A 23,790-nucleotide genomic window follows, 5' to 3' on the forward strand; every position below is an offset into this window, starting at 1 on the left:
GTAAAGGTGAATGGTAAAAATAATTAACAAAAATTTTACCTTTAACTATTTTGGAAGGGACTTTAGTGTTTAGCTGAGATACAAAAAAGCCACTCAGTGAGTGGCTTTTCGGATGTTATTGAGTAATAAACTGGCTGGGAATATCCCATTTGAGGGTATGCAGTTGGCCTTGCCAAGTTTGGATGGTGATCCACAGTTTATCATCTGCTGAGATGGTTTTAGGGGCTATCGCATGGGCGTGCTGACCATGATTGGTGCCATGCATTATGCCTTCTTCATCTTTAGCAAACTCCGTTAGTGCTAAAGGCGCTTGGCCAATATTTAAATACGCCTGACGAACATTGCTTATGTCACCTTGATTAAAGGCGATAAAGAAATCTTTCACATACTCATTGTGGTGTGAGTACGGGGCATCTTCATTTAGCGGCATCGGGGCGATTTTAAATTCGCCCGCTTGTTGCTCTTGCCAAAGTGCAGGAAACTGAGGGTTTAATGACTGATAAATAAACCATACAGGTAAAGCCAGTACCACAGCATGTAAAACATACTTTTTACGTTGCCACCAAGTTGCTTGTAAACGAGCCATTAGTTTGCCTCCTGAACGTTATTCACTGGCGCTGATTGGCGCGCTTTTACAGGTTTGTTATTTACTAATTTTGCGGCATACATCATAAAACCAGTGATCGACATACCACTTAAAATTAAACCAAAGATAAACCAGATAACCTTTGTCCACAGACCGCCAATGTTACCGTAATGCAGCGGATCGGCGATATGTGAAAGGGTGAGTAATCCCGACATGGTTTCTGGGCTTTTACTTGCTGCAATTTCACCTGTCCAAGGATTGATTGAAGTTGAGTAAGCGTAGTTATCGTAGAAAATAGTATCGCCACTGCCCATGATATTAAACATGCCGCGGTTATGCTCTGGCAGCATCACATAACTAGGTTTGAAATCTGGGAATTTCTCTTTGGTAATAGCCAGTGCCGCTTTTAAGTCGGTTGGCGGTGTTTGTTTATCCGCAGGTAAAGTTGACACTGCCACGAGCGGTGCGTGCTCTTCAATGTCTATTTCGTTATGCCACATGATGGCTTGCACTAAATACCACAGACCTGTGAGTGCCATTACTACCATAAACCAAATTGACCAAACACCACTTAGGGTATGTAAATCTTTTAGAAAGGTTTTTTTACCTTGGTTAAAACGTAGTTTTGGCTGACTAAATGCACGCCAAAAGTTTTTATAAATCACTAAACCAGTTACTAGTGCACCTAAAATAACAAAGGCCATGGCGCTGACGAGGTAGTAACCTATGCTGTAACCTTCTTGCCAAGGGAAGAATAACCAGCCGTGTAGGGTACGCATAAATTCAATGAATGAGATAGTGTCATTAACCGCTTGTACTTCGCCGGTGTATTGATTGACATAAGCCACAGCATAAGGTTTGTCGGTATCAGTGAAAATAACCGCATTAACCAAGTAAGGCTCATAAGTAAGCACGCTCATTACATCGGCAGTCGGGTAGGCTTTTTCAACGCTATTAATAACTTGATCAACACCAAGTGCAGGTAAATCATTTGGGTTGTTTGCGCGTGCCTCACTGTTGGTGAGCCAGGTAAGCTCATGGCTTATCACAGACACAGTGCCTGTGACACAGATAAAGCAAAATAGCACCCATACAGGGAGTGAAAACCAACCATGTAGTTGGAACCAAAGACGTTTACTCATGGTAAAAATAGCCCGACGTTAATTGATGATAGTAATTGTTATCATTTAAATTGTACTACAATCTTTTGAACAAACACAATCTCTGTCGACGAGCTGCAAAAAAGGCGCTTTAAGCGCCTTTATCATTAGTTTGATTGAGGGTAACAATTCGTTGTGGGAAAGGAATTTCGATATCCGCTCCTTGAATTGCTTTAAATACATTGCGGTTCACCGCTAATTTGGTCTCAATAATTTTGGTGGTTGGCACCCAAAAGCGATAGCTCAAGGTAACACCGCTCTCAGCAAAGCGCTCAATACCGACTTGTGCATGAGGAGAGTCACTAACTAGCTCATGCTCGTCTAACACTTTTTCGATAAGCTCAATAGCGAGGTCTGCATTGGCATCATAAGCGATGTCTATTTCACCTTTAACTAATGAATAGCTAAACGAATTATGTAAAATCTCACCAACAATATGTTTGTTAGGAATGGTGATTTCGACTTTTTCTTCGTTAATCAGAATTGTGTGACCCAGCTCAATGGTTTTAACTTGCCCACTCACGCCTTTTACTTCAATAGTATCGCCAACAACAAATGGCCTTGTTGCAATGATGGCAAGGCCCGCACCGTAGTTTGAAAGCATGCCTTGCATTGCTAAACCAGCACCGAGTGATGCAGCACCAATGGCAGCGACAAATGGGGTCACGCTAATGCCAATTTTGCCAAGGGCAATAACCAAGAACATAATGATCAGCAATACTTTGATGACATTACTGACAAAGTTGGTGAGGGTGATATCGATATTGTGACGCTGCATGAGGCCAGCAACCATATTCGATACTTTTTGCGCAATCCATAAACCAATAAATAGAATTAAGATGGCACCTAAAATTTGCATACTGTAGGTGACCAAATATTCCATAATCAGATTGTAGTATTTTTCGACTTGCTGAATTTCTGAGTCAATCATGTGTTTTCCTAACAAGGTTACTGCGAATTCTGACTATACCAGAACATGCTGAATAACAGGATAAAGTATCGGCACTATTATCGCGCTGAGTAGCGCACTTAATGCCATCGCCACAGAGGCAAAGGCACCTGCTTTTGGCTGATCACTAATCAGTGATGCTGTGCCAATGGCATGGCAAGCGGTACCAATGGCAACACCTTTTGCTTGGGCGTTGCGGATATTTATAAGTGAGAAAATCAAATTACCAAATATAGCCCCAAGTACGCCAATAAAAATCACCATGGCTGCCGCCAAAGAAGGAATCCCCCCCAGTGACTCAGTTACTAATAAGGTGATGGGTGTTGTTACAGATAAACTTGCTAGGGATGCGCTTAGCTGAGCAGGGGCAGCAAAAAAATAACATATTAGCGAGGCGACCAAGGTGGCATTGATCACCCCTAAGCTACAACTTATGAGGATTAGCAGTAGGTTCTTTTTTACGTGGATAAATTGCTGATAAAGCGGTAAAGCCAATGCCACAATGGCAGGCTCAAGCAACCAGCTTAAAACTTTACTGTGCTCGGCAAAAGGCTCATAAGGGAGCTTAAATGCCACTAACAACGCTGCAGTTAACACAATTGCCCAGCACACAGGATTACTAAGCGCTTTGGCAGTGGCATGCTGGGTTTTCGCGTTTAAAAACCGCAGTACTAAGAAAAGCGCAATAATGCACGGAACGCAGAGCCACCATAAACTAACTGTCATTTTCGCGGCCCTTAAAATAAGCGATAACAGCGCCTATGAGTAAAACACTGGTCAGTGGCACGACAATAAAAATAGTTAGTAATAAAGGCCAGTTCTGCGAAATTAAACCTAGGTGCTCAATAATGCCAACCCCTGCAGGGATGAAGAACAACGGCATATAATTAAGTAAAGGGCTGGCTGTTGGTTTTAAATGTTGTTCTTTAACGAGGCCCGTTAACAGTAGCACGAGAAGTAACACCATACCGAGTAATGGGGCAGGGAAAGAGCTTTCAAGCAAAGCCGTTAAAAACTTTGCAACGGCTAAGCAGGTAAGAATAATGACACTACTGATAAGGTATTTCATAAGTCAGGATAATTGCGAATAAAGTACAACTACATCATACCCTTGTCAGTTGTACTATGCGACTTTAGCTTACCATGATTTGGCATTATTAAATTGAATATCCCCTGCACCTTTCGCCTTTGCAATCGCCTTTTTAGTATTAGGGTTCATCAGTAAGCGAATTTGACTCCAGGTTTCTTTAGCGAGAATTTTACGCTGCTGTGAACGGTAGCTTTGCTGAGTAATTCGTTTAATTGCTGCCAGAGTATCTGGCGAGCGCGCTAGTAGCGTTTCTAGTACGGCATCGGTTTGTTTATCAACGTCATCAGTGAGCTGTGTAACTAAGCCATATTCTTTAGCGTCTTCAGCAGAGACTGGCCCTGCATGACTTGCTAACCAAAGTGCTTGGTCACGCTTCATTAAACCTGCAAGCACCACGTTAGCCCCCATATCAGGGCATAAGCCCCAACGAGCTTCCATGATCGCTAATTTAGCGTTTTTATCGACGATGCGGTAATCAGCACCAAGTGCGATTTGCATACCGCCACCAAAGCAGTGTCCGGTTACTTTCGCAATCACCGGAATACTTAAGTCTTGCCAACCTAGTACAACTTTTTGCGCTAAGTTTTGGTTTCCTGGTAACCACTTGAATAAAAGCTTGATGATATTGCTTGGCTTTTTCATCACCGCAGCAACATCCAATCCAGAGCAAAAGTGTTCGCCTTCACCAGAAATAACCACCGCACGTAAACTGCGATCACGTTTAATTTTTTTGATTACGTTTGAAAGCTCGACAAACATGGCAAAACTGAGTGCATTTTGTTTCTCGGGACGAGCAAGGCTAACCCATGCGACGTGTTGTTTTATTTCTAGTTTTATCATGGTAACTCCTCTGACCTGTTTGCTAGAGCTTACGAGTTAATTACAACTAAGTAAAGAATTGCTGATGTGTCGCAAGTAATCATTATATTTTCCAAAAATGGGTAACCTTGTCATATATTTAGTTACAAATTGGTGTATATTTTTAAAACAAAGATGCTAGTTCATCGCTAGTTTGATTTTGTGATTAGTTAGATACTTTCGCAAAATCCCATGACACGACTAGACTTAGTTTTAAGTCGCGCAACAAGGAGTAAATATATGCTGATGCGCAAAACAGCTCGCATAACTAAACAATCATCTCGTTCTTTGGCTTTTGCTGCAATTTCTGTAGCATTAACAACTACATTGGTTGGCTGCTCAGATGATAAAGCACAACAACAAGCTACGCCGCCACCGGCCGTATCAGTATTTAATGTCGTCACACAAGAAGTTGGTAATTACCGAGAGTTTGTCGCGCGTACTGAAGCATTCCAAGAGGTTGCTATTAGAGCCCGAGTTGAGGGTGAACTAATTGAACGTCACTTTAATGAAGGTTCATCGGTCGAAAAAGATCAGCTTTTACTGCGTATTGACCCATCAGAGTACCGCTCTACTGTGGCAGAAGTTGAAGCTGACTTAAAAAGTAAAGTTGCCGCAGCGGGCGCCGCTGAACGTGATTTAAAACGCGGCAAAGATGTGGCTGCGCAAGGTTTTATTTCACAATCAGATCTCGATAAACTAACCACTAATTTTGAGCAAACCACCGCAGCTGTTAAAGCCGCAGAAGCTGAACTTGAAAAAGCAAAACTTAATCTAAGTTATACCGAAATTCGTGCGCCGTTTGCAGGGCGTATTGGTAAAGTGAACTATGATGTGGGGAATATTGTTGGGCCATCATCCAATGAGCTTGCGGAGCTGACCGATGTAGACCCAATTTATGTAAGTTTTCAGGTTGAAGAAGCAGACTACATCTCTTATCGCCAAAATCATCAAGCACCGTCAGATAAAGACCCTCGCGATGTGCCAATCGATTTAACTTTACGCTTACCGAATAATTCGACCTTCCCTGATAAAGGCGAACTTGATTTTGCTGATACCAAAATTAACCGCAACACAGGCACGGTTGAGCTAAGAGCCGCTTTTGATAACCCAGATGGCATTGTCATGCCGGGCTTATTTGTCACCTTGATCGTTGAAAGCACCAATAAACAAGACTTGGCACTCATTCCTCAAGTAGCGGTACAAGAAAACCAGCAAGGTAAGTTTGTGCTCGTTGTTGATGACGAAAACAAAGTGGCTATGCGGATTGTTAAACTTGGTCGTCGTATTAATGCAATGTGGGTTGTTGAGTCAGGCTTAGAGGCTGGTGAAAAAGTCATTATTGAAGGTTTACAAAAAGTTCGCCAAGGCGCTGAAGTGAAAGCTGTTGAAAAAAATGTCGATGAAACAACCGGCACTATTTCTAGCAAAGCTAACTCTTAGGAGTGAGATATGATCAGTAAATCTTTTATATCTCGCCCAAAATTTGCCTTGGTAATTTCGATTGTTATTACCATTGCGGGTTTAATTTCAATGGCTTTGCTGCCTGTGAATATGTATCCGCAAATAACCCCTCCGCAGGTACAAATTAGTGCTAGTTACCCAGGTGCAAGTGCGCAAATTGTCGAAGAGTCGGTGATCCGGCCCATAGAAGAGCAGGTTAATGGTGTTGAAGATATGATGTATATCGAATCAACATCGTCGAATAACGGCACGGCCAACATAACTGTGTATTTTAAGGTCGGCACAGATACAGATATTGCCCAAGTTAACGTACAAAACCGTGTGGCACTTGCAGAAGCAGGCTTACCTGAAGAGGTTAAGCGCCAAGGTGTGTCGGTTAAGAAAAAATCGAGCTCGATGCTACTTGGTATCAACTTGTACTCTAACCAAGAAAATATCGACGCTATTTTCTTAAGTAACTATGCAACTAACTATTTAACCGAGCCACTTGGCAGAATAAATGGAGTTGCATCTGCTGAGGTAATGGGTGAACAAACCTATTCAATGCGTTTGTGGTTACGCCCAGATCGAATGGCGTCACTGGGTTTAACTGTGTCAGAAGTTCAAGCTGCGCTGCAAGAGCAAAATACTATCGTAGCAGCAGGTAAACTGGGGGCTGCCCCCTCTGCACCGAGCCAGCAATTTGAATATTCGATTCAGGCAAAAGGGCGTTTAAAAACCCCTGAAGAGTTTGGGCAAACCATCATTCGCTCAAGTAAAGATGGTAACTTCGTGCGCTTAAACGATATTGCCCGTATTGAATTAGGTGCGGCAAGCTACAGCACAACAGCAAAGTTAAACCAGCAAGACACTGCATTCTTAGTTATTTATCAGCTAACAGAAGCGAATGCGACACAAGTGGCTACCGATGTAAAAGCCCGTATGGCAGAGCTTGCTAAGCAGCTACCTGATGGCGTTGAGTACTCAATTCCTTATGACACTACAGAGTTCATCAATCGCTCGATTGACGAAGTGGTTGTCACCCTTGTTCAAGCGGTTGGCTTAGTTATTTTAGTGGTGTTTTTATTCTTACAGAATTGGCGCGCTACGCTCATTCCAACGGTGGCTATTCCGGTATCCTTGGTGGGGACTTTCGCGTTTATGATGATGATGGATTACTCCATCAACTTAATCACCTTGTTTGGTTTAGTGCTTGCAATAGGTATCGTGGTAGATGATGCCATTATCGTTATTGAAAACGTTGAGCGAATACTAAAAGAAGAAAAGCTGCCGATTAAAGAAGCGGTTACCAAAGCGATGGAGCAGGTATCGGGGCCAATCGTGGCAACGACCTTAGTATTGCTTGCGGTGTTTGTGCCAGTAGGCTTTATGCCGGGAATAACCGGTGAGCTTTATAAACAGTTCTCGGTGACGATTTCTTTTGCGGTACTCATTTCATCATTAAATGCACTGACATTAAGCCCTGCTTTGTGTGCTTTATTGTTAAGTGAAAAAGCCATGAAGCCGATTAAATGGCTAGCACCATTCGAGAACATTATTACTCGTTCAACTAATGGTTACAGTAAAGTTATTAACTTTATCCTCAAACGTACCGCCAGAATGGCATTATTTGCAGTGGTTATTTTTGCTGCTGCAGGTTGGTTGGTAAAAACGGTGCCTACAGGCTTTGTACCAGCAGAAGACCAAGGCTTCCTGTTTGTTGATGTGCAATTACCAGATGCGGCAGCTAGCGGTCGTACCCAAGATGTAATGCATAAGCTGGGTGATATTGTTAAAAATGAACCAGCGGCAACCGATTTTATTGCGGTGTCTGGTTTTTCATTACTCGGTGGTGCGGGGTCTAATAATGCGCTTGGTATCGTAGTACTGAAAGACTGGGAAGAGCGAACTAGCCCTGATCTTGGTTTACGAGCGGTGCTAACGCGCTTAATGGGGCAGTTCTGGGCGATGCCTGATGCGCAAATCATGGCCTTTAACCCGCCTGCAATTCCGGGGCTTGGTAACAGTGCTGGCTTTGAGTTTAGGTTACAAGACAGTGAAGGGCGCGAGCCTGCAGAGCTTGCTCAAGTATTAAATGGCTTAATTTATGAAGCGAACCAGCGCCCAGAGCTATCAAATGTTTACAGTACATTTAGAGCCAATGTGCCGCAGTATTTCCTTGAAATTGACCGTAATAAGGCAAAAGCTCAAGGGGTCGCGCTTAGCGATATTTTCTTAACTTTACAGGCGCAACTGGGCTCATTATACATTAATGACTTTAACCAATTCAGTCGTACTTACCGTGTCATCATGCAGGCGGAAAGCCGTTTTCGTCAAAACCCTGCAGACTTACAGCACTACTACGTGCGTAATGATGAAGGAGCAATGGTGCCGCTCACTACATTGGCTAAACTTGAGCCAATTCTTGGCCCTACAAGTTTAACGCACTTTAACTTATACCGAAGTGCAAGCATTAGCGGACAACCTGCGGCGGGTTATGCCAGTGGTGATGCTATTAAAGCAATGCAAGAGTTGGCTGAGCAATTACCAACAGGCTATGTGTACGAGTGGGCTGGGCAGTCTAAACAAGAGATTGAAGCGGGTAACATGGCGCCAATTTTGTTTGGCTTAGCGGTAGTATTTGTGTATCTATTCTTAGTAGCGCAATACGAAAGTTGGACAATTCCGTTTTCGGTCATTGCAGCGGTACCGCTGGCATTATTTGGTGCCATGCTTGCGCTGTATGTAATTGGTATGGAAAACAACATCTATGCACAGGTTGGTTTAGTGCTACTGATTGGCTTGTCCACCAAAACCGCCATTTTGATTGTTGAGTTTGCTATGGAAGAGCGCGCGGCAGGCAAAAGTATTTTTGAAGCGGCTCTTAACGCGGCAAGATTACGCTTTAGAGCGGTGTTGATGACGGCACTGTCGTTTGTACTTGGCGTATTGCCGTTGGTGTTTGCAAGTGGCGCAGGGGCAGGTAGCCGAATATCGCTCGGTATTACCGTGTTATTCGGGATGTTAGCTGCAACCATTTTTGGTACCTTGCTTGTTCCTCTATTTTATACGCTCGTGCAATCAATGCGCGAAAAAATAAAAGGCACAGCAAGTGATGAGTAAAATCTGTTATTAATTACAAAAAAGTCAGGGCAACCTGGCTTTTTTTTTGGTAAAACTCAAAAGAGGTTTGTTATCATAACCAGATTCAAAGCGACACACATGTGCAGAGGTTTAAGGAATGGCTGGTCCACGCTTATTTAGTGAAGAAGAAGTAACTCATCAGGCTTATGATATCTTTTTAGAATTAGCGCCTGATAATTTAAGCGAGCAAGATATTGCTGATTTTAACGAGCACAGAGAAGAGCTTGGCTTTATTGAAGAAGGTGAGCCTGACGAGCAGTGGCAAGATTTTGTTGCACTCGAAATTGAACCTGAGCTATTTGTGCAAGTCTTAGTAGGACTTGAGTTCGACAATCAAGATATCTTGTTTGCGAAAATTTTAATTAGCCGAGACAAAGATGCACCGTTTTGCCACATTCTTTGGAAAGATAGCGAATAACTCTCCAGCCGATGTTTGACTCTACTTTTAGTTGTTTTAATTCAATAAAACGAATTATTTTGCCCGCCCTGCTAGTTTGCAGTTGGCAGGCTTTTGCTGTTGATCCGTTTGAAGACTTCCATGAGTACGGCCAATTATCAGAAGAAGAAATCCATAAAATTCATAAAGGCGAGTTGCTGTACGGAGATATGGAGTTTGGTTTTATGGTAAGCCGTGGCAATACCAACTCAACCAGCTTCAAACTTAAAGGTAACCTATACCAAGATTTCGAAAAGTGGCGTAACCAATTTAAGCTCGATACTTTATACAAACGTGACCGTAATGAAGAAACTGGTGATGAAGAAGTCTCTGCTGACCGTATTTTTGTATCGGGCCAAGGTAACTATAAGCTAAATGTGAAAAATGAGTCATTTTTCATTTATGGTGACTATGAGCGAGATAAGTTTAGTGGTCTTGAGTTTAAGAGCACCATAGCAACGGGTTACGGTAACCGCATTTACCAAGGCAGCAAGAATAAAGTCGATATCGATGTGGGGCCGGGTTTATACCGCTCGGTGGCTGATCAAGAGACTGCAACAGAAGAAGATGAAACAAAAACAGGTTATCTGCTTCGTTTAGCGCTGCAGTGGGAGCGTACGGTCTCTGCTCGTACTCGCTTTAATCAAGATGTCAGTTATGAACAATCATTGTCAGGGTTAAACTCGCGTTTAAAGTCAGAAACATCCCTGATCAGCAAAATTATGGGTGATGTATCACTCAAATTTACTTACATGTATCGCTATAACTCAAAACCAGAGGAAGATAAGCTCAAGTACGATTCTGAGCTGAGTGCAACCTTTGTTTATAGCTTTTAAGAGAATACTTCAGAATGTATCAACATAAACAGTACGCTATTTTTATTTTTGTTATCTTAGGCTGGATTGGCGCCTTCATTGCCTTAGCTTGGAACTTAATTGGTGCAGATATTCCTCTTATGGTGTTTAGCGCTATCTTAGTGCTGGTGGCCTTTTTGTTTCATGGCTTAACGATTAAGGTGAGCGATAAAACAGTAAGCTGGGCATTCGGTCCGGGTGTATTTGGTAAAACAGTGACTTTTGATGAGATTGAATCAGTTCGAGCGGTAAGTAATTCATTTCGCCATGGTATTGGTCTGCGTATCACGCATGATGGCTGGGTTTACAGTGTATCTGGATTTAGTGCTGTTGAATTGGCAATGAAAGACGGTACGCACTATCGCTTAGGGACAAATGACCAAGAAGGCTTACTTGCTGCGCTTAGAGAGCATATTGCTGAACCTGTGACAGACGCTTCTGTGGATACAGAAGAAGTAGTCGAATAAGAACACAGCAGATATAAGAAAAGCGCCAATGGCGCTTTTTTTATAGTAATGGTTTAGTGGCTGTGACCACAGCCACCTTCACCGTGCACATGACCATGTGCTAATTCTTCTTCAGTTGCATCGCGTACTTCAAGTACTTCAACATCAAAATGAAGGGTAATACCTGAAAGAGGGTGGTTACCATCTACAATAACGTCTTCGTTTTGAATTTCAATGATCATTACTGATTGGTCGCCAGCGTCTGTCGTAGCGCGGAACTGCATACCAACTTCAATTTCCATACCTTCAAACATTGATTTTGGCACTGCTTGCATTAGGTCATCGTGACGCTCACCATAGCCTTGCTCTGGCTCAACTGTTACGCTGAATGTGTCGCCCGCTTCTTTACCTAATAGCGCATTTTCGAGGCCTGGAATTAAGAAACCCGTGCCAACGATAAACACTAGTGGCTCGCCATCGAAAGAGTTGTCGATGGTGTTTTTGTTATTATCCAATACTGAATAATGCATTTTTACCACTTTGTTTGCTGCTACGATCATAGTCATTCCTATTTATTCATCTTCGAGAGAGTAAGGCAGAGCTTGAATAGATAACTCTACCTGAGGGAGGTGTTTTGCTCGCAAAATTTGGCCTGCTTCATTGTCGTTAGGAAGCACAACCAGACCCATTAAGTTTTGCGTTTGTTGATTAAAACTTTGGCTAATAAGCTTGCCAGCACGGCGCCAGTTTTCGCCCATTTGTGTTTCGAGTTCAAGCTCGTCAAGTAAGCATTCAGCTTTGCCCGAAACTATATACATAGCACGTTTATTTTTGCCTAGGTATTTCATACGAGCGACGGTTTCTTGCCCTGTGTAGCAGCCTTTTCTGAAACTGATACCACCAAGCGCTTGCAAGTTAACCATTTGCGGTACGTATTCGCCAATAGCGTCGCTGTTTAATGACGGCTCGCCTGCGGCAATAGCTGCCTGTTGCCATAACGCGTCATCATCAAGAGCTGTGACGTTATCAGGTAAGCTAAATTCTTCGTTGACCATAAGCAATACACGGTTATTTGCAAGCTTTAATGCTTTACCGCCAGCAAAATCGACTGCGCTGTGCTCGTCGTCAAAATTAATTGCTAAGGTTTCTAGAGTCGCTGTTAGGTCATCACCTAGTAAGCCAATTAGCGGTTTTTCAGATTGCTGAATTTCTACTTGCGAAAATACCGCATATTTTTTTAACTCGACTAGCGATTGCTCTACTTCAGGTTTTGAGCCCGCAAGGTAATAGCTATCAAGGTGTGAAAACAACCTAAACACACCCCAAAGCTTGCCTTTTGCATTACAGTGGCCAGCCCAAAGGAAGTTATCATCAGTTAATTTGTTGATATCTTGCGTAATTTGTCCGTGAAGGTAAGACAACTTATCTTTGCCAGTTAGGCTGATAAGTGAATAAGATAAAGGACATGCGTAAACAGTCGACATAAAAACCTTCTTTACGATATGAATGAGCGCTAATGATAACTTAGTTAGGGTAGCAATTTAAATAGCTGTTTATTCGATAGCAATTTGGTAAACTGCAGACAAATAAGTACGAGGTTTAAAATGACTGAAATTCACAGTAAAGAACGTATTCGTTGGGCATGCCGTCGCGGTATGTTAGAACTAGATGTTTTATTTATGCCATTCGTTGAAGAAGCGTTTGACTCACTATCAAAAGAACAGCAAGCCGTTTTTCAACGCTTACTTGAGTGCGATGATCCTGATTTATTCGCCTGGTTCATGGGTCATGAAGAGTGTAAAGACCGAGAGCTTAACGGTATGGTCGCGTTAATTTTAGACCGAGTTCGTGTATAGATTTACCGTTACAAATAACACCCCAGACCACAAACCCTTTGTGGTCTTTTTTTGCTTAACAGCCATCACTTTATGCTTTGTTTACCAGCATGTTTTCGCTCAACTTTTGGCTTGTTTAGCGTGCTTCTTCTTAGCCATTCTTAGTTTTAAAAAAGTTCAACAAGCACAGCCTGAAAAGGGTTTTATAATTTTAGAGCAAGCAGAGCTCAGGTTTGTTAACGACAAACTTAAAATTCAAGGCCAGATAACAGCTAAAAGTTATGTGTTTGCTAATTTTGTAGTGCTGAGGTTGGCTGGGTTTTATCAATCACACTGGCTGATTATAAGCTCAGCCAGTGTTGATGAAGAAAGTTTCTCGCGCTTAAAGCGTGCGATTATTGCAGTGCAGCAACCGACTTAGGCGTTAAAATTGTCGGTGTTGGATTTTCGTTTTGCTCTGGGTAATCAATCGTGTAATGAAGACCGCGGCTTTCTTTACGTTCAAGGGCGCTGCGAATAATAAGCTCTGCAACCTGTACTAGGTTTCGAAGTTCTAATAAGTTATTTGTAACTCTAAAGTTGGCGTAATAGTCGTGAATCTCTTGCTGCAGTAATTCAACGCGGTGAAGCGCACGTTCTAAACGTTTTGTTGAGCGTACAATACCCACGTAATCCCACATAAATAACCTTAGTTCATGCCAGTTGTGGGTAATAACAATTTCTTCGTCTGAGTTAGTTACGCGACTTTCATCCCAAAGTGGTAAGGCTTCAAGGGCAGGGCTTGCATCGATTTTGCTCAGAATATCTTTCGCGGCAGCATGGGCAAACACGATACATTCGAGTAGCGAGTTACTCGCCATACGATTAGCGCCATGTAAACCTGTGTAAGCTACTTCGCCAACCGCGTATAAGTTATCTAAATCTGTACGGCCATTAAAGTCGGTCATAACACCGCCACAGGTATAGTGTGCAGCAGGCACCACAGGAATGGCTTCTTTGGTAATGTCGAGGCCAACACTTAAGCATTTTGCGTAGATAGTTGGGAAGTGTTCAATGATAAAGTCTTTGTCTTTGTGACTAATATCAAGGTATACACAGTTCGCACCAAGGCGTTTCATTTCAAAATCGATAGCACGAGCAACAATATCGCGAGGGGCAAGTTCTTCGCGCTCATCAAAGTCTTTCATAAAGCGAGTGCCATCAGGGCGTTTTAAATACGCACCTTCACCGCGCATTGCTTCGGTGATCAAAAAGTTTTGCAGCTCTGGGTGGTACAAACTTGTTGGATGGAATTGGTTAAACTCCATATTGGCAACACGGCACCCTGCACGCCATGCCATTGCTATACCATCACCACTCGATACATCAGGGTTAGAAGTATATAAGTACACTTTACTTGCGCCGCCTGTTGCCAGTGATACGAACTTAGCAGCAATGGTTTCAACTTTTTTATCAACACAGTTCCACACATACAAGCCGTGAACATGCTTGCCTTTTTTGGCTAAGCTTTTATCTGTGATTAAATCGATGGCATTGTAGTTTTCTAACAGAGTGATGTTAGGGTGTGCTTGTACTTGGCTAATTAAGGTTGTTTGCACTGCTCGGCCAGTTGCATCGGCAGCATGTAAAATACGACGATGACTATGACCACCTTCGCGAGTTAAATGAAAACGCTCTTTACCTTTTGAATCGAATTCCATATCAAAAGGTACGCCTTGCTCAATAAGCCACTTTAAACATTTTTTAGCATTGCTTGCTGTGTAGTGAACCGCATCACGGTCACATAATCCGCCGCCTGCATCGAGTGTATCTTCAACATGAGATTCAATACTGTCATTCTTTTTATCAAATACTGCTGCAATACCACCTTGAGCATATAAGGTAGAACCTTCAGTTAATGCGCCTTTACTAAGTACCGTCACCTTACAGTAATTAGCAAGCGATAAAGCAAGAGAAAGGCCAGCGGCGCCGCTGCCAATGATAGCGACATCAGTAATGTGATGTTTATTTTGGTTCATGTCTGTGGTCTTTGCGGTTACAATGCTCGGCTAGTAGTGCCAAAAGTTTGAGCAAATAAATTTTTATGTGGTATACGTATATGTACCATATTTGCTTTAACACTATTAGTCATTTTAATACGTTATACCAATCTTATTAGTTTTATCGTCACATAAACAGTTTATTGTTAGCTGTTTTTAATTGTGAATTCAATTTAGATAACCGTTGATTTTTAAGCAGTTATTGAGGTTGTCGTGTAATAAGATTGGTATGACTCAATTTATTTGCGTGCTATTTTATAAAAAAATCATTTTAAACTGAACTTTTATATTCATGGTGCAGTCAGAGTTTGTGTAAACAATGGCGAGTATATGAATAGCAAGCAAGAATCAAACAGAGGAGTACCGGCTCGAATGAGCGAGCAGGATTTGGATTTAGCGCTAGTTAAAAGGGTCCAGCAAGGAGATAAAAACGCCTTCAACCTATTAGTTAGAAAATATCAGAATAAAATTGCAGGTTTGATTTCACGTTATGTATCGAACCAAGGTGATGTTGCTGATGTCGCACAAGAAGCTTTTATTAAAGCCTATCGTGCTTTACCTAACTTTAGAGGTGATAGCGCCTTTTATACTTGGTTGTACCGTATCGCCGTAAATTGTGCTAAAAATTACTTAGTTGCGCAGGGCCGTAAGCCCCCAGCTAACGATGTTGATGCCGAAGAAGCAGAATTTTATGACAGTGCAGATGCAATGCGTTCAAACGCATCGCCAGAAAACCTGTTATTAAGTGACGAAGTACGTGCTGTAATTTTTAATACGATTGATAGTTTGCCTGAAGATCTTAAAACCGCGATTACCCTTCGTGAAATTGAAGGTATGAGCTATGAAGAAATAGCCGTGGTTATGGATTGCCCAGTGGGAACGGTGCGTTCACGTATTTTCCGTGCCCGTGAGGCGATTGATAATAAATTGAATCCATTAATAGGTGAGTCTTAGTATGACAAAAGCAGACGTTAACAAGTTGGATAATGAGCAGTTGTCCGCGTTACTTGACGGCGAGCAGCAGTTAACTGATCAAGCGATCACAAACGACGATGTATCTACATTTGGTCGTTACGCAATGATTGGTGATGTAATGCGTGCTGAGGCAAATAACAACGCTTTTAATTTTGACATTGCAGATGCAGTGGCAGAATCACTTGAGCAAGAACCTGTTTACGCAGATTTCGCGAATAAAACAACGGCACCAAAAAGCGAAGAGATCGTGGCGGCAACAGGCACAGATAACGTGGTAGCATTTAATTGGCGTCGTCCATTTGCCCAAGTGGCTATTGCTGCTAGTGTTGCTATGTTTGCGATTGTGGGCGTACAAACATTGCCACAAAACAGTGAGTCACCGCAAAGTGATATTCCAACATTACAAACAGTACCATTAACAGGTATGGCTTCTCCTGTAAGTTACTCATCTGAGCAGCCTGCATTAGAAAATGCAGAGCAAGGTTTACGTGAGTTACAACAGCAGCGTATTGGCGCATTAGTTCTTGAGCACCAACGTCAAGCACGTGTTGCATATTCGCTAGAAAAATCGCAAACTGCAGAAAATGCAGACGAGGAAAAAAACTAATTAAATGAAAGTTTTTACTTTTATTTTGTCGCTGGTATTAACGGCTCCAGCCATTGCCAGCGACGAAAATCCCGCCAAGACTTTATTAAATGATATGGCTACGGCCGTTCATACTCGCAACTTTGACGCATCATTTGTGGTTGTAAAAGGCCAAGCTATGGAACCTTATCGCTGGCTACATGCAAAACAAGGTGATATTGAACTTGAGCATCTAAGTTTACTCAACGGCGCTGGCCTAGAAATGGTGCGCGTTGACGATCAAGTTACCTATTTTGAGCCTCATTCAGAGCCTTATTCAGTTAAAACAGACTCTATCGCTGGGCCAATTCCTGAAGTACTTTTTAAAGATATTAACCGACTAAGCGCTCATTATGATTTTGTACTTGGCGGAAAAGGCCGTATTGCAGGGCGCTCAGCACAGTTAGTGCGTATTGAATCAAAAGATGAATACAAATATAACTATTGGATTTGGTTAGATACTGAGTCATCGTTGTTACTTAAATCTGCCTATGTGAATCACAAAGGTGAGATGCTTGAGCAGTTACAGTTAACTCATATCAGCGTAACAGAACAGCCAGCACCTATGTTAGTTGAAATGCAAAATCGTGACTTTCCTGCGGTGTTGGCGACTAACGATTTAGCCAATAATGAAGACAGCGCAGCGAATGATTGGAAAATTGGTTGGTTGCCAGATGGCTTTAAATTATTAAAGTCAGATCGTCATAAACTTGACTTAAACAATGAACTTGCTGACTATTATTTATATTCAGATGGGTTTGTTGAAGTGTCTGTTTTTATTCAAAGACCTTTACCGGGTAAGCGTGCAAGCGGTGCTTTAACCTCAGGCGCAACGACTGTGTATGTGCACAATGGTGGTAGCTTTGATGTATCGGTTGTTGGTAATATCCCTGCTATGACAGCCAAAGCTATAGCTGAGTCGGTAGCGCGACCTCTTTAAATCATGATTGAACAAACACTCACTGTCGTGTCGGTAAAAGGCACGACAGCGAATTTAGAAGCAGAGCAAAAGCAAGCCTGTGCCGGCTGTAATGGTCGTTGTGGTTCGCAAGTTTTTGCAAAGCTGTTTGGAACAGCTAAAAAAACCTTTCCTTATACCTTCGAAAAAGAGCTCCAAGTAGGGCAAAAAGTAACATTAGCACTCGATGATAGTCACTTAGTTAAACACGCTATGGCTGTTTACATGCTACCTCTTTTGTTTAGCTTAGGGTTTGCTTTGATCGCATTTTCGGCTTTTTCGCTTACAGAAGGCTGGCAAATTTTAGCCGCCGTGATTGGTGGCATAACCGGCTATGCGATAGCAAAATCAAGGGTTAAGAGCCTTAAGCATGATATTAAAGTAATAAAAATTCACCCAATTACTATTCCTTTCACTCAAATAGATGGTGATTAAAGCCAATTAAATGTAAAATTGTCGCTTTATACACTTAGTCCATTTTATATAGAAGTTTAGAATCCAGTTTATGAAGCATATCCGTAATTTTTCGATCATCGCCCATATTGACCATGGTAAATCGACTCTCTCTGACCGTCTTATCCAAGTTTGTGGTGGTTTAACAGACCGTGAAATGCAGCAGCAGGTGTTAGACTCAATGGACATTGAGCGTGAGCGTGGTATTACCATCAAAGCGCAAAGTGTAACGCTAAATTATAAAGCTAAAGACGGCGAAACATATCAGTTAAACTTTATCGACACGCCAGGACACGTTGACTTCACATACGAAGTATCACGTTCACTTGCAGCCTGTGAAGGTGCACTTTTAGTTGTTGATGCGGGTCAAGGTGTTGAAGCTCAAACTTTAGCTAACTGCTACACAGCAATCGAAATGGACTTAGAAGTTATTCCAGTTCTAAATAAAATCGACTTACCACAAGCCGATCCACTTCGTGTAGCAGAAGAAATTGAAGACATCATTGGTATCGATGCTCTTGATGCTGTGCAATGTAGTGCTAAAACCGGTATTGGTATTGAAGAAGTACTCGAAATCATTGTTAAAGATATTCCGCCGCCAGAAGGTGACAAAGATGAGCCACTACAGGCGCTTATCATTGACTCATGGTTTGACCCATACCAAGGCGTTGTATCATTAGTACGTATTAAGCACGGTGAATTGCGCGCGGGCGATAAAATTAAGATCATGTCGAATGATCAAGTTCACATCGCAGATAAAGTGGGTATTTTCACACCAAAACAAACCAACACGGGTATCTTAAAAACCGGTGAAGTAGGCTTTGTTATTGCGGGTATTAAAGAAATTCATGGTGCACCTGTAGGTGATACCATCACTTTACAACGTAATTCTGCTCCAGAGCGTTTACCAGGCTTCCAACGCATTAAACCGCAGGTTTATGCTGGTATGTTCCCAATTTCATCAGATGACTATGAATCATTCCGTGATGCGCTTGATAAATTAAGCTTGAACGATGCGTCGTTATTCTTCGAGCCAGAAAACTCAACAGCACTAGGCTTTGGTTTCCGTTGTGGCTTCTTAGGTATGCTACACATGGAAATCATTCAAGAGCGTCTTGAGCGTGAATACGACATTGACCTTATTACCACTGCGCCAACAGTAATCTACGAAGTAGAGACTAAAGACGGAACTAACCAGATAGATAACCCGTCTGACTTACCGCCGGTGAATAATATTCTTGAAATCCGTGAACCAATTGTTGAAGCTAACATATTAGTTCCGCAAGAGTTTTTAGGTAACGTAATTACGCTTTGTGTTGAAAAGCGTGGTATGCAAACTAAAATGAGCTACCATGGTAAGCAAGTTGCGGTGACGTACGAATTACCGATGGCTGAAGTAGTCATGGACTTCTTTGATAAGTTAAAATCAACAAGCCGTGGTTTTGCATCGCTTGATTATAACTTTAAGCATTTCCAAGCTTCAGACATGGTACGTGTTGACGTATTAATTAATGGTGAGCGTGTTGATGCGTTAGCGATTATTGTACACCGCGATATTGCACAATCACGTGGTCGTCAGTTAGCCGAAGCACTGAAAGACTTAATTCCACGTCAGCAGTTTGATATTGCGATTCAAGCAGCGATTGGTCAGCATGTTATTGCCCGTACAACAGTTAAGCAATTACGTAAAAACGTAATCGCGAAATGTTACGGTGGTGACGTGAGCCGTAAGAAGAAACTACTACAAAAACAAAAAGAAGGTAAAAAGCGAATGAAGCAACTAGGTAACGTTGAAGTACCTCAAGATGCATTCTTAGCTATCCTTAAAGTTGGTAAATAATTAGAAGTAAATAAAGGAATTAATGCATGGCGGGTTACTTTTCTATTTTCTTAGTGTTGTTAACGCTAGGCTCAGGATTAATTTGGTTAATTGACCACTTTATGTTTGCGCCAAAGCGTCAGCAACGCATTGCCCTTGCTCAAAACGCAGCAGGTGGCGAATTAGACGAAGAAACCGCTGCATTAATTGCGCCTGAGCCAAGTATCACTGAAACGGCAAAGTCAATTTTTCCGATGATTGCAGCGATCACTATTTTTCGCTCTTTCATTTTTGAACCGTTTCAAATTCCATCTGGTTCAATGATGCCAACCCTATTAGTGGGCGACTTCATTTTAGTGCAGAAGTACTCATATGGCGTTAAAGATCCTATTTGGCGTAGCCAGTTAGTTGATGTTGATGAACCTGAACGTGGTGATATTGTGGTATTTAAATACCCATTAGACGAGCGCGTAGATTACATTAAACGTACGATTGGTTTACCGGGCGATAAAATTGTATATCGCAATAAGCACCTTTATATTCAGCCAAAATGTGCCGAAGGTGTAACGCAGCAAGGTGATTTGCTGTGTAATGAATACAACAAAATTGATATGGAAATCCTCAATAGTGACGAGTTCAAGCAGGGTTCGATGAATTTAGTGCGCTTAGAAGAAAACCTAAGCACATTGAATCATAATATTTTAATTAACCCGCAAGCTCCTGAAATGAAAGGCCGTTATTATCAACAACCAGGTACACGCTCAGACGAGTGGGTTGTTCCTGCCGATCATTATTTCATGATGGGTGATAACCGTGATAATAGCCAAGACAGTCGCTTTTGGGGCTTTGTACCTAAAGAAAACTTGGTAGGTAAAGCCGTCTTTATATGGATGAGTTTTGAATTTGAGAATGGCCCAGATGACTTTTTACCAGGCTGGGTTCCAACTGGTGTTCGTTTTGAACGCCTAGGTAATATTCAGTAACGATGAAAAAAAACGTAACAGAGTTATACAACAAAATAGGTTATACATTTACTGATCAAGCTTTGCTTGAGCAGGCAATGACGCACCGCAGTCATAAAGGCCAACACAACGAGCGCTTAGAGTTTTTAGGTGATTCGATTTTGAGCTTTGTGATTGCGAATGCGCTTTACACTAAATTTCCAAAAGCACGCGAAGGTGATTTAAGCCGCATGCGTTCGACCCTAGTTCGTGGTCAAACGTTGGCTGAGTTTGGCCTAGAGTTTGGCTTAGGCGATTACTTACGCTTAGGTCCAGGTGAGCTTAAAAGCGGTGGTTTTCGCCGTGAATCAACCCTTGCTGATGCCGTTGAGGCGATCATTGGTGCGGTGTTCTTAGACTCAAACATTGAACAATGTGGTGAGTTAATTTTAAGCTGGTACGAGTCGCGTCTTGATGCAATTTCGCCGGGCTTAAATCAAAAAGATCCAAAAACATTACTTCAAGAATACTTACAAGCGCGCAAATTATCGTTACCTGGCTACACTGTAATTGATACAAAAGGCCAAGCGCACAATCAAACATTCACGGTTGAATGTATTGTTGAAGGGATGGATAGCATTATCTCAGTAGGTAGCTCACGTCGTAAAGCTGAGCAAAAAGCCGCTGAAAAAGCCTTAAAGATACTTAAAAATGAATCTTGATGATTTAATTAGCAAAGAACCTGCAGAGCTAGACACGCACTGCGGTATGGTTGCCATTGTTGGCCGCCCAAATGTAGGTAAATCAACCTTACTTAACTATATTGTTGAGCAAAAGGTGTCTATTACTTCTCGTAAGCCACAAACCACACGCCACCGTATTATGGGTATTCATACCGAAGGTAAATACCAAGCTGTTTATGTGGATACACCAGGCCTACACGTCGAAGAAAAACGTGCTATTAACCGTTTAATGAACCGTGCCGCATCAAGCTCAATTGGCGATGTGGAACTGATCATCTTTGTGGTTGAAGGCACACACTGGAACGAAGACGATGAGATGGTACTAAATAAAGTACGTCAGAGCGGTCGTCCAGTATTATTAGTTATGAATAAAATTGACCAAGTTAAAGACCGTGATTTAGTGCTTCCGCACATGCAGTTTTTAGGTGGTAAATTTGATTTTGTGGCTATTATGCCGGTCTCAGCAAAGCAGGGTAAAAATATTGATTTAATCAAAGATGAAGTGAAAAAGCGTTTACCGCTTTGTGAGTTTTACTTCCCTGAAGATTACGTAACAGACCGTTCAATGCGCTTTATGGCGGCTGAAGTGATCCGTGAAAAGCTGATGCGCTTTATGGGTGATGAGCTACCATATTCAGTCACCGTCGAGATCGAGCAGTTTAAATGGCAAGAAAACGGTGTTTGGCAAATTAATGGTTTGATCCTCGTTGAGCGTGAAACGCAAAAGCGTATGGTGATCGGCAATAAAGGCGAAAAGCTCAAAGTGATTGGCCGTGAAGCTCGTAAAGACCTTGAAGACATGCTTGATAACAAAGTGTTTTTAGAACTTTGGGTAAAAGTGAAGTCTGGCTGGGCTGACGATGAGCGTGCGCTACGTAGCCTTGGCTATGGTGAAGACTAAGTAAAGTCTTACACGCCATGGATAGCGAATTCTACACAGCATACTTGCTGCACCGACGTCCATTTAGCGACTCGCAAGTCATGCTCGATATGCTGGTAGAAGGCGTAGGTCAGCTGAGAATGCTGGCCCGTGTTAGTGGTCGCCAGGCCACTAAACATAAAGCACAATTACAACCTTTCCAATCTCTGCTCGTACAATATAGCGGCAAGTCTGATTTAAAATACATTAATCGTTTTGAACCCCATGGCCGGCAAACTATGTTGCAGGGTACCGAGCTTTATTGCGGCTTCTATATGAACGAATTAACCAATCGTATCGTACCTATCAATGAGCCGATGGAAAGTGTATATCATCTTTATAAACAGCATCTAGACGAGTTATCATGCACTAAAAACCTACAAGCTGTGCTGCGCTCTTACGAGTTTCAACTGTTAGAGATGCTGGGTTATGGTGTTGATTTTAGTGTTGATGCCGAAGGTGATGAAATTAACGATGCAGCAAATTACCAGTACTTTGCTGAATACGGTTTTTTACTGCATGACGACCCCCATAGTGGCTTTTCAGGAAAGCAATTAAATGCCATAGCAGCTCATGACTTTAGCGCCCCTGATGTGTTATATATGGCAAAGCAATTAAGTCGATACCTACTCAAGCCTTTACTTGGTAAAAAGCCATTAAAAAGCCGTGAGTTATTTATTAAGTAGGCTGATGTTCAGCCTTGAATCGTTGTTTTAAACAGGTAAAAAAATGAAAGATATTCTTCTTGGTGTAAACGTTGATCACATTGCCACTTTACGCCAAGCGCGTGGCACGAGTTACCCAGATCCTGCGCATGCTGCAGCTGTTGCAGAGCATGCTGGTGCAGATGGTATCACCATTCATTTGCGTGAAGACCGTCGTCATATTCAAGACCGCGACGTATATGTGATGGCAAAAACGATTCAAACACGTATGAATCTTGAAATTGCAGTCACCGATGAAATGATCGACATCGCCCTTGAAGTGAAACCTGCTTATGTTTGTTTAGTGCCTGAAAAGCGTGAAGAGCTCACCACTGAGGGTGGCCTGGATGTTGTGGGTAATTTTGAAAAAGTAAAAGCAGCAACAGAAAAGTTAACTGCAGCAGGAATTAAGGTCTCGTTATTCATTGATGCCGACAACGCACAACTTGACGCTGCAAAAGCGTGTAATGCTCCATACGTTGAAATTCACACCGGTGCTTATGCTGATGCTGAAAATGACGAAGAGCTTCACACTGAGCTTGAGCGTATTCGTAGCGGCGTACAATATGCTGATAGCTTAGGTTTAATCGTTAATGCCGGCCATGGTCTTCATTATCACAATGTAAAACCTATTGCGGCAATGCCAGAAATTTATGAGTTAAACATTGGTCATGCGATTATTGCCCGTGCAGCGATTGATGGTTTAGAAAAAGCAGTCAGCGATATGAAACGTTTAATGATTGAAGCAAGACTTTGAACTGTCGCTCTTTTATAGACGCTGGTAAGTTTGAATACTGAGCGCGGTGGATATGA

At 42.2% G+C, this 23,790-nt stretch carries 26 protein-coding genes; 17 read left to right on the plus strand and 9 right to left on the minus strand.

From position 1 onward, the window contains the following. Positions 1-115: 115 nt before the first annotated feature. The 6 genes from J8Z28_RS04730 to J8Z28_RS04755 form a co-directional block, all read right to left on the minus strand. Positions 116-586 carry a PA2404 family protein gene (locus J8Z28_RS04730; RefSeq protein WP_054554318.1) on the minus strand — a complete coding sequence of 157 codons (471 nt, stop codon included), beginning with the start codon at positions 584-586 and terminating at the stop codon, positions 116-118. Then, entirely contained in the window at positions 586-1,737 is a 1,152-nt protein-coding gene (locus J8Z28_RS04735; RefSeq protein WP_152966950.1) for a PepSY-associated TM helix domain-containing protein, read from the minus strand. The genes J8Z28_RS04730 and J8Z28_RS04735 overlap by 1 nt, the downstream gene beginning before the upstream one ends. A 100-nt stretch (positions 1,738-1,837) precedes the next feature. Beyond that, the gene (locus J8Z28_RS04740; RefSeq protein WP_054562265.1) at positions 1,838-2,677 is read right to left on the minus strand and encodes a mechanosensitive ion channel family protein; all 840 of its coding nucleotides are present in this window, start codon (positions 2,675-2,677) and stop codon (positions 1,838-1,840) included. 33 nt (positions 2,678-2,710) lie between these two features. After that, positions 2,711-3,421, minus strand: a complete 711-nt coding sequence (locus tag J8Z28_RS04745; RefSeq protein ID WP_054562264.1) for an LrgB family protein — start codon at positions 3,419-3,421, stop codon at positions 2,711-2,713. Continuing rightward, on the minus strand, positions 3,411-3,764 hold the full coding sequence (locus tag J8Z28_RS04750) for a CidA/LrgA family protein (protein ID WP_055020672.1): 354 nt from the start codon (positions 3,762-3,764) through the stop codon (positions 3,411-3,413). The genes J8Z28_RS04745 and J8Z28_RS04750 overlap by 11 nt, the downstream gene beginning before the upstream one ends. Before the next feature lie 69 nt (positions 3,765-3,833). Further along, on the minus strand, positions 3,834-4,625 hold the full coding sequence (locus tag J8Z28_RS04755) for a crotonase/enoyl-CoA hydratase family protein (protein ID WP_250659986.1): 792 nt from the start codon (positions 4,623-4,625) through the stop codon (positions 3,834-3,836). Between the two features lie 258 nt (positions 4,626-4,883). Here J8Z28_RS04755 and J8Z28_RS04760 point away from each other — a divergent pair, with 258 nt between their 5' ends. The 5 genes from J8Z28_RS04760 to J8Z28_RS04780 all read left to right on the plus strand — a co-directional run bounded on the left by J8Z28_RS04760 (position 4,884) and on the right by J8Z28_RS04780 (position 10,987). Then, a complete protein-coding gene (locus J8Z28_RS04760) occupies positions 4,884-6,086 on the plus strand; it encodes an efflux RND transporter periplasmic adaptor subunit (RefSeq protein ID WP_236702890.1) in 1,203 nt (400 codons plus the stop codon). Between the two features lie 9 nt (positions 6,087-6,095). Then, positions 6,096-9,209, plus strand: a complete 3,114-nt coding sequence (locus J8Z28_RS04765) for an efflux RND transporter permease subunit (RefSeq protein ID WP_250659987.1) — start codon at positions 6,096-6,098, stop codon at positions 9,207-9,209. Positions 9,210-9,327: 118 nt separating this feature from the next. Further along, entirely contained in the window at positions 9,328-9,648 is a 321-nt protein-coding gene (locus J8Z28_RS04770; RefSeq protein WP_250659988.1) for an HI1450 family dsDNA-mimic protein, read from the plus strand. Between the two features lie 59 nt (positions 9,649-9,707). Beyond that, positions 9,708-10,502: a DUF481 domain-containing protein gene (locus J8Z28_RS04775; protein WP_370316364.1), complete on the plus strand. Its 795-nt coding sequence runs from the start codon at positions 9,708-9,710 to the stop codon at positions 10,500-10,502. Between the two features lie 14 nt (positions 10,503-10,516). Beyond that, complete coding sequence (locus tag J8Z28_RS04780; RefSeq protein WP_054562259.1) at positions 10,517-10,987, plus strand: hypothetical protein; 471 nt, start codon at positions 10,517-10,519, stop codon at positions 10,985-10,987. A gap of 53 nt (positions 10,988-11,040) precedes the next feature. On the opposite strand, the gene J8Z28_RS04785 is transcribed toward J8Z28_RS04780, so the two are convergent. Beyond that, positions 11,041-11,526: an FKBP-type peptidyl-prolyl cis-trans isomerase gene (locus tag J8Z28_RS04785; protein ID WP_250659989.1), complete on the minus strand. Its 486-nt coding sequence runs from the start codon at positions 11,524-11,526 to the stop codon at positions 11,041-11,043. Positions 11,527-11,538: 12 nt separating this feature from the next. Then, positions 11,539-12,450, minus strand: coding sequence for a tRNA-modifying protein YgfZ (gene ygfZ / locus J8Z28_RS04790; protein WP_250659990.1), 912 nt, complete (start codon positions 12,448-12,450; stop codon positions 11,539-11,541). A gap of 120 nt (positions 12,451-12,570) precedes the next feature. Between ygfZ and J8Z28_RS04795 the strand changes: the two genes are divergently transcribed. Continuing rightward, positions 12,571-12,822 (plus strand): FAD assembly factor SdhE, encoded by a 252-nt coding sequence (locus J8Z28_RS04795; protein ID WP_250659991.1) that lies wholly within the window; start codon positions 12,571-12,573, stop codon positions 12,820-12,822. A gap of 40 nt (positions 12,823-12,862) precedes the next feature. Next, the gene (locus J8Z28_RS21900; RefSeq protein ID WP_350338387.1) at positions 12,863-13,222 is read left to right on the plus strand and encodes a protein YgfX; all 360 of its coding nucleotides are present in this window, start codon (positions 12,863-12,865) and stop codon (positions 13,220-13,222) included. On the opposite strand, the gene nadB is transcribed toward J8Z28_RS21900, so the two are convergent. After that, the gene (gene nadB, locus J8Z28_RS04800) at positions 13,197-14,819 is read right to left on the minus strand and encodes an L-aspartate oxidase (protein ID WP_054562255.1); all 1,623 of its coding nucleotides are present in this window, start codon (positions 14,817-14,819) and stop codon (positions 13,197-13,199) included. The genes J8Z28_RS21900 and nadB overlap by 26 nt on opposite strands. Positions 14,820-15,212: 393 nt before the next feature. On the opposite strand from nadB, the gene rpoE reads away from it, so the two are divergent. The 10 genes from rpoE to pdxJ all read left to right on the plus strand — a co-directional run bounded on the left by rpoE (position 15,213) and on the right by pdxJ (position 23,734). Continuing rightward, positions 15,213-15,794 (plus strand): RNA polymerase sigma factor RpoE, encoded by a 582-nt coding sequence (gene rpoE, locus J8Z28_RS04805; protein WP_036969086.1) that lies wholly within the window; start codon positions 15,213-15,215, stop codon positions 15,792-15,794. A gap of 1 nt (position 15,795) precedes the next feature. Beyond that, positions 15,796-16,422 (plus strand): sigma-E factor negative regulatory protein, encoded by a 627-nt coding sequence (locus J8Z28_RS04810; RefSeq protein ID WP_250659992.1) that lies wholly within the window; start codon positions 15,796-15,798, stop codon positions 16,420-16,422. A 4-nt stretch (positions 16,423-16,426) separates the two neighbouring features. Next, the gene (locus tag J8Z28_RS04815; RefSeq protein WP_054562253.1) at positions 16,427-17,380 is read left to right on the plus strand and encodes a MucB/RseB C-terminal domain-containing protein; all 954 of its coding nucleotides are present in this window, start codon (positions 16,427-16,429) and stop codon (positions 17,378-17,380) included. A 3-nt stretch (positions 17,381-17,383) separates the two neighbouring features. Beyond that, a complete protein-coding gene (locus J8Z28_RS04820; RefSeq protein ID WP_054562252.1) occupies positions 17,384-17,833 on the plus strand; it encodes a SoxR reducing system RseC family protein in 450 nt (149 codons plus the stop codon). A 70-nt stretch (positions 17,834-17,903) separates the two neighbouring features. Beyond that, the gene (lepA, locus tag J8Z28_RS04825; RefSeq protein WP_250659993.1) at positions 17,904-19,691 is read left to right on the plus strand and encodes a translation elongation factor 4; all 1,788 of its coding nucleotides are present in this window, start codon (positions 17,904-17,906) and stop codon (positions 19,689-19,691) included. Between the two features lie 26 nt (positions 19,692-19,717). Beyond that, on the plus strand, positions 19,718-20,653 hold the full coding sequence (lepB, locus tag J8Z28_RS04830) for a signal peptidase I (protein WP_054562250.1): 936 nt from the start codon (positions 19,718-19,720) through the stop codon (positions 20,651-20,653). A 2-nt stretch (positions 20,654-20,655) separates the two neighbouring features. Then, positions 20,656-21,333 carry a ribonuclease III gene (gene rnc / locus J8Z28_RS04835; RefSeq protein ID WP_054554337.1) on the plus strand — a complete coding sequence of 226 codons (678 nt, stop codon included), beginning with the start codon at positions 20,656-20,658 and terminating at the stop codon, positions 21,331-21,333. Then, positions 21,323-22,255 carry a GTPase Era gene (gene era / locus J8Z28_RS04840; protein ID WP_054554338.1) on the plus strand — a complete coding sequence of 311 codons (933 nt, stop codon included), beginning with the start codon at positions 21,323-21,325 and terminating at the stop codon, positions 22,253-22,255. The genes rnc and era overlap by 11 nt, the downstream gene beginning before the upstream one ends. 17 nt (positions 22,256-22,272) lie before the next feature. Continuing rightward, complete coding sequence (recO, locus tag J8Z28_RS04845; RefSeq protein ID WP_054562249.1) at positions 22,273-22,959, plus strand: DNA repair protein RecO; 687 nt, start codon at positions 22,273-22,275, stop codon at positions 22,957-22,959. Positions 22,960-23,002: 43 nt separating this feature from the next. Then, positions 23,003-23,734 carry a pyridoxine 5'-phosphate synthase gene (gene pdxJ, locus J8Z28_RS04850; protein ID WP_054554340.1) on the plus strand — a complete coding sequence of 244 codons (732 nt, stop codon included), beginning with the start codon at positions 23,003-23,005 and terminating at the stop codon, positions 23,732-23,734. Positions 23,735-23,790 lie beyond the last annotated feature (56 nt).

The organism is Pseudoalteromonas sp. SCSIO 43088 (assembly GCF_023650795.1).
Lineage (GTDB): Bacteria > Pseudomonadota > Gammaproteobacteria > Enterobacterales > Alteromonadaceae > Pseudoalteromonas > Pseudoalteromonas shioyasakiensis.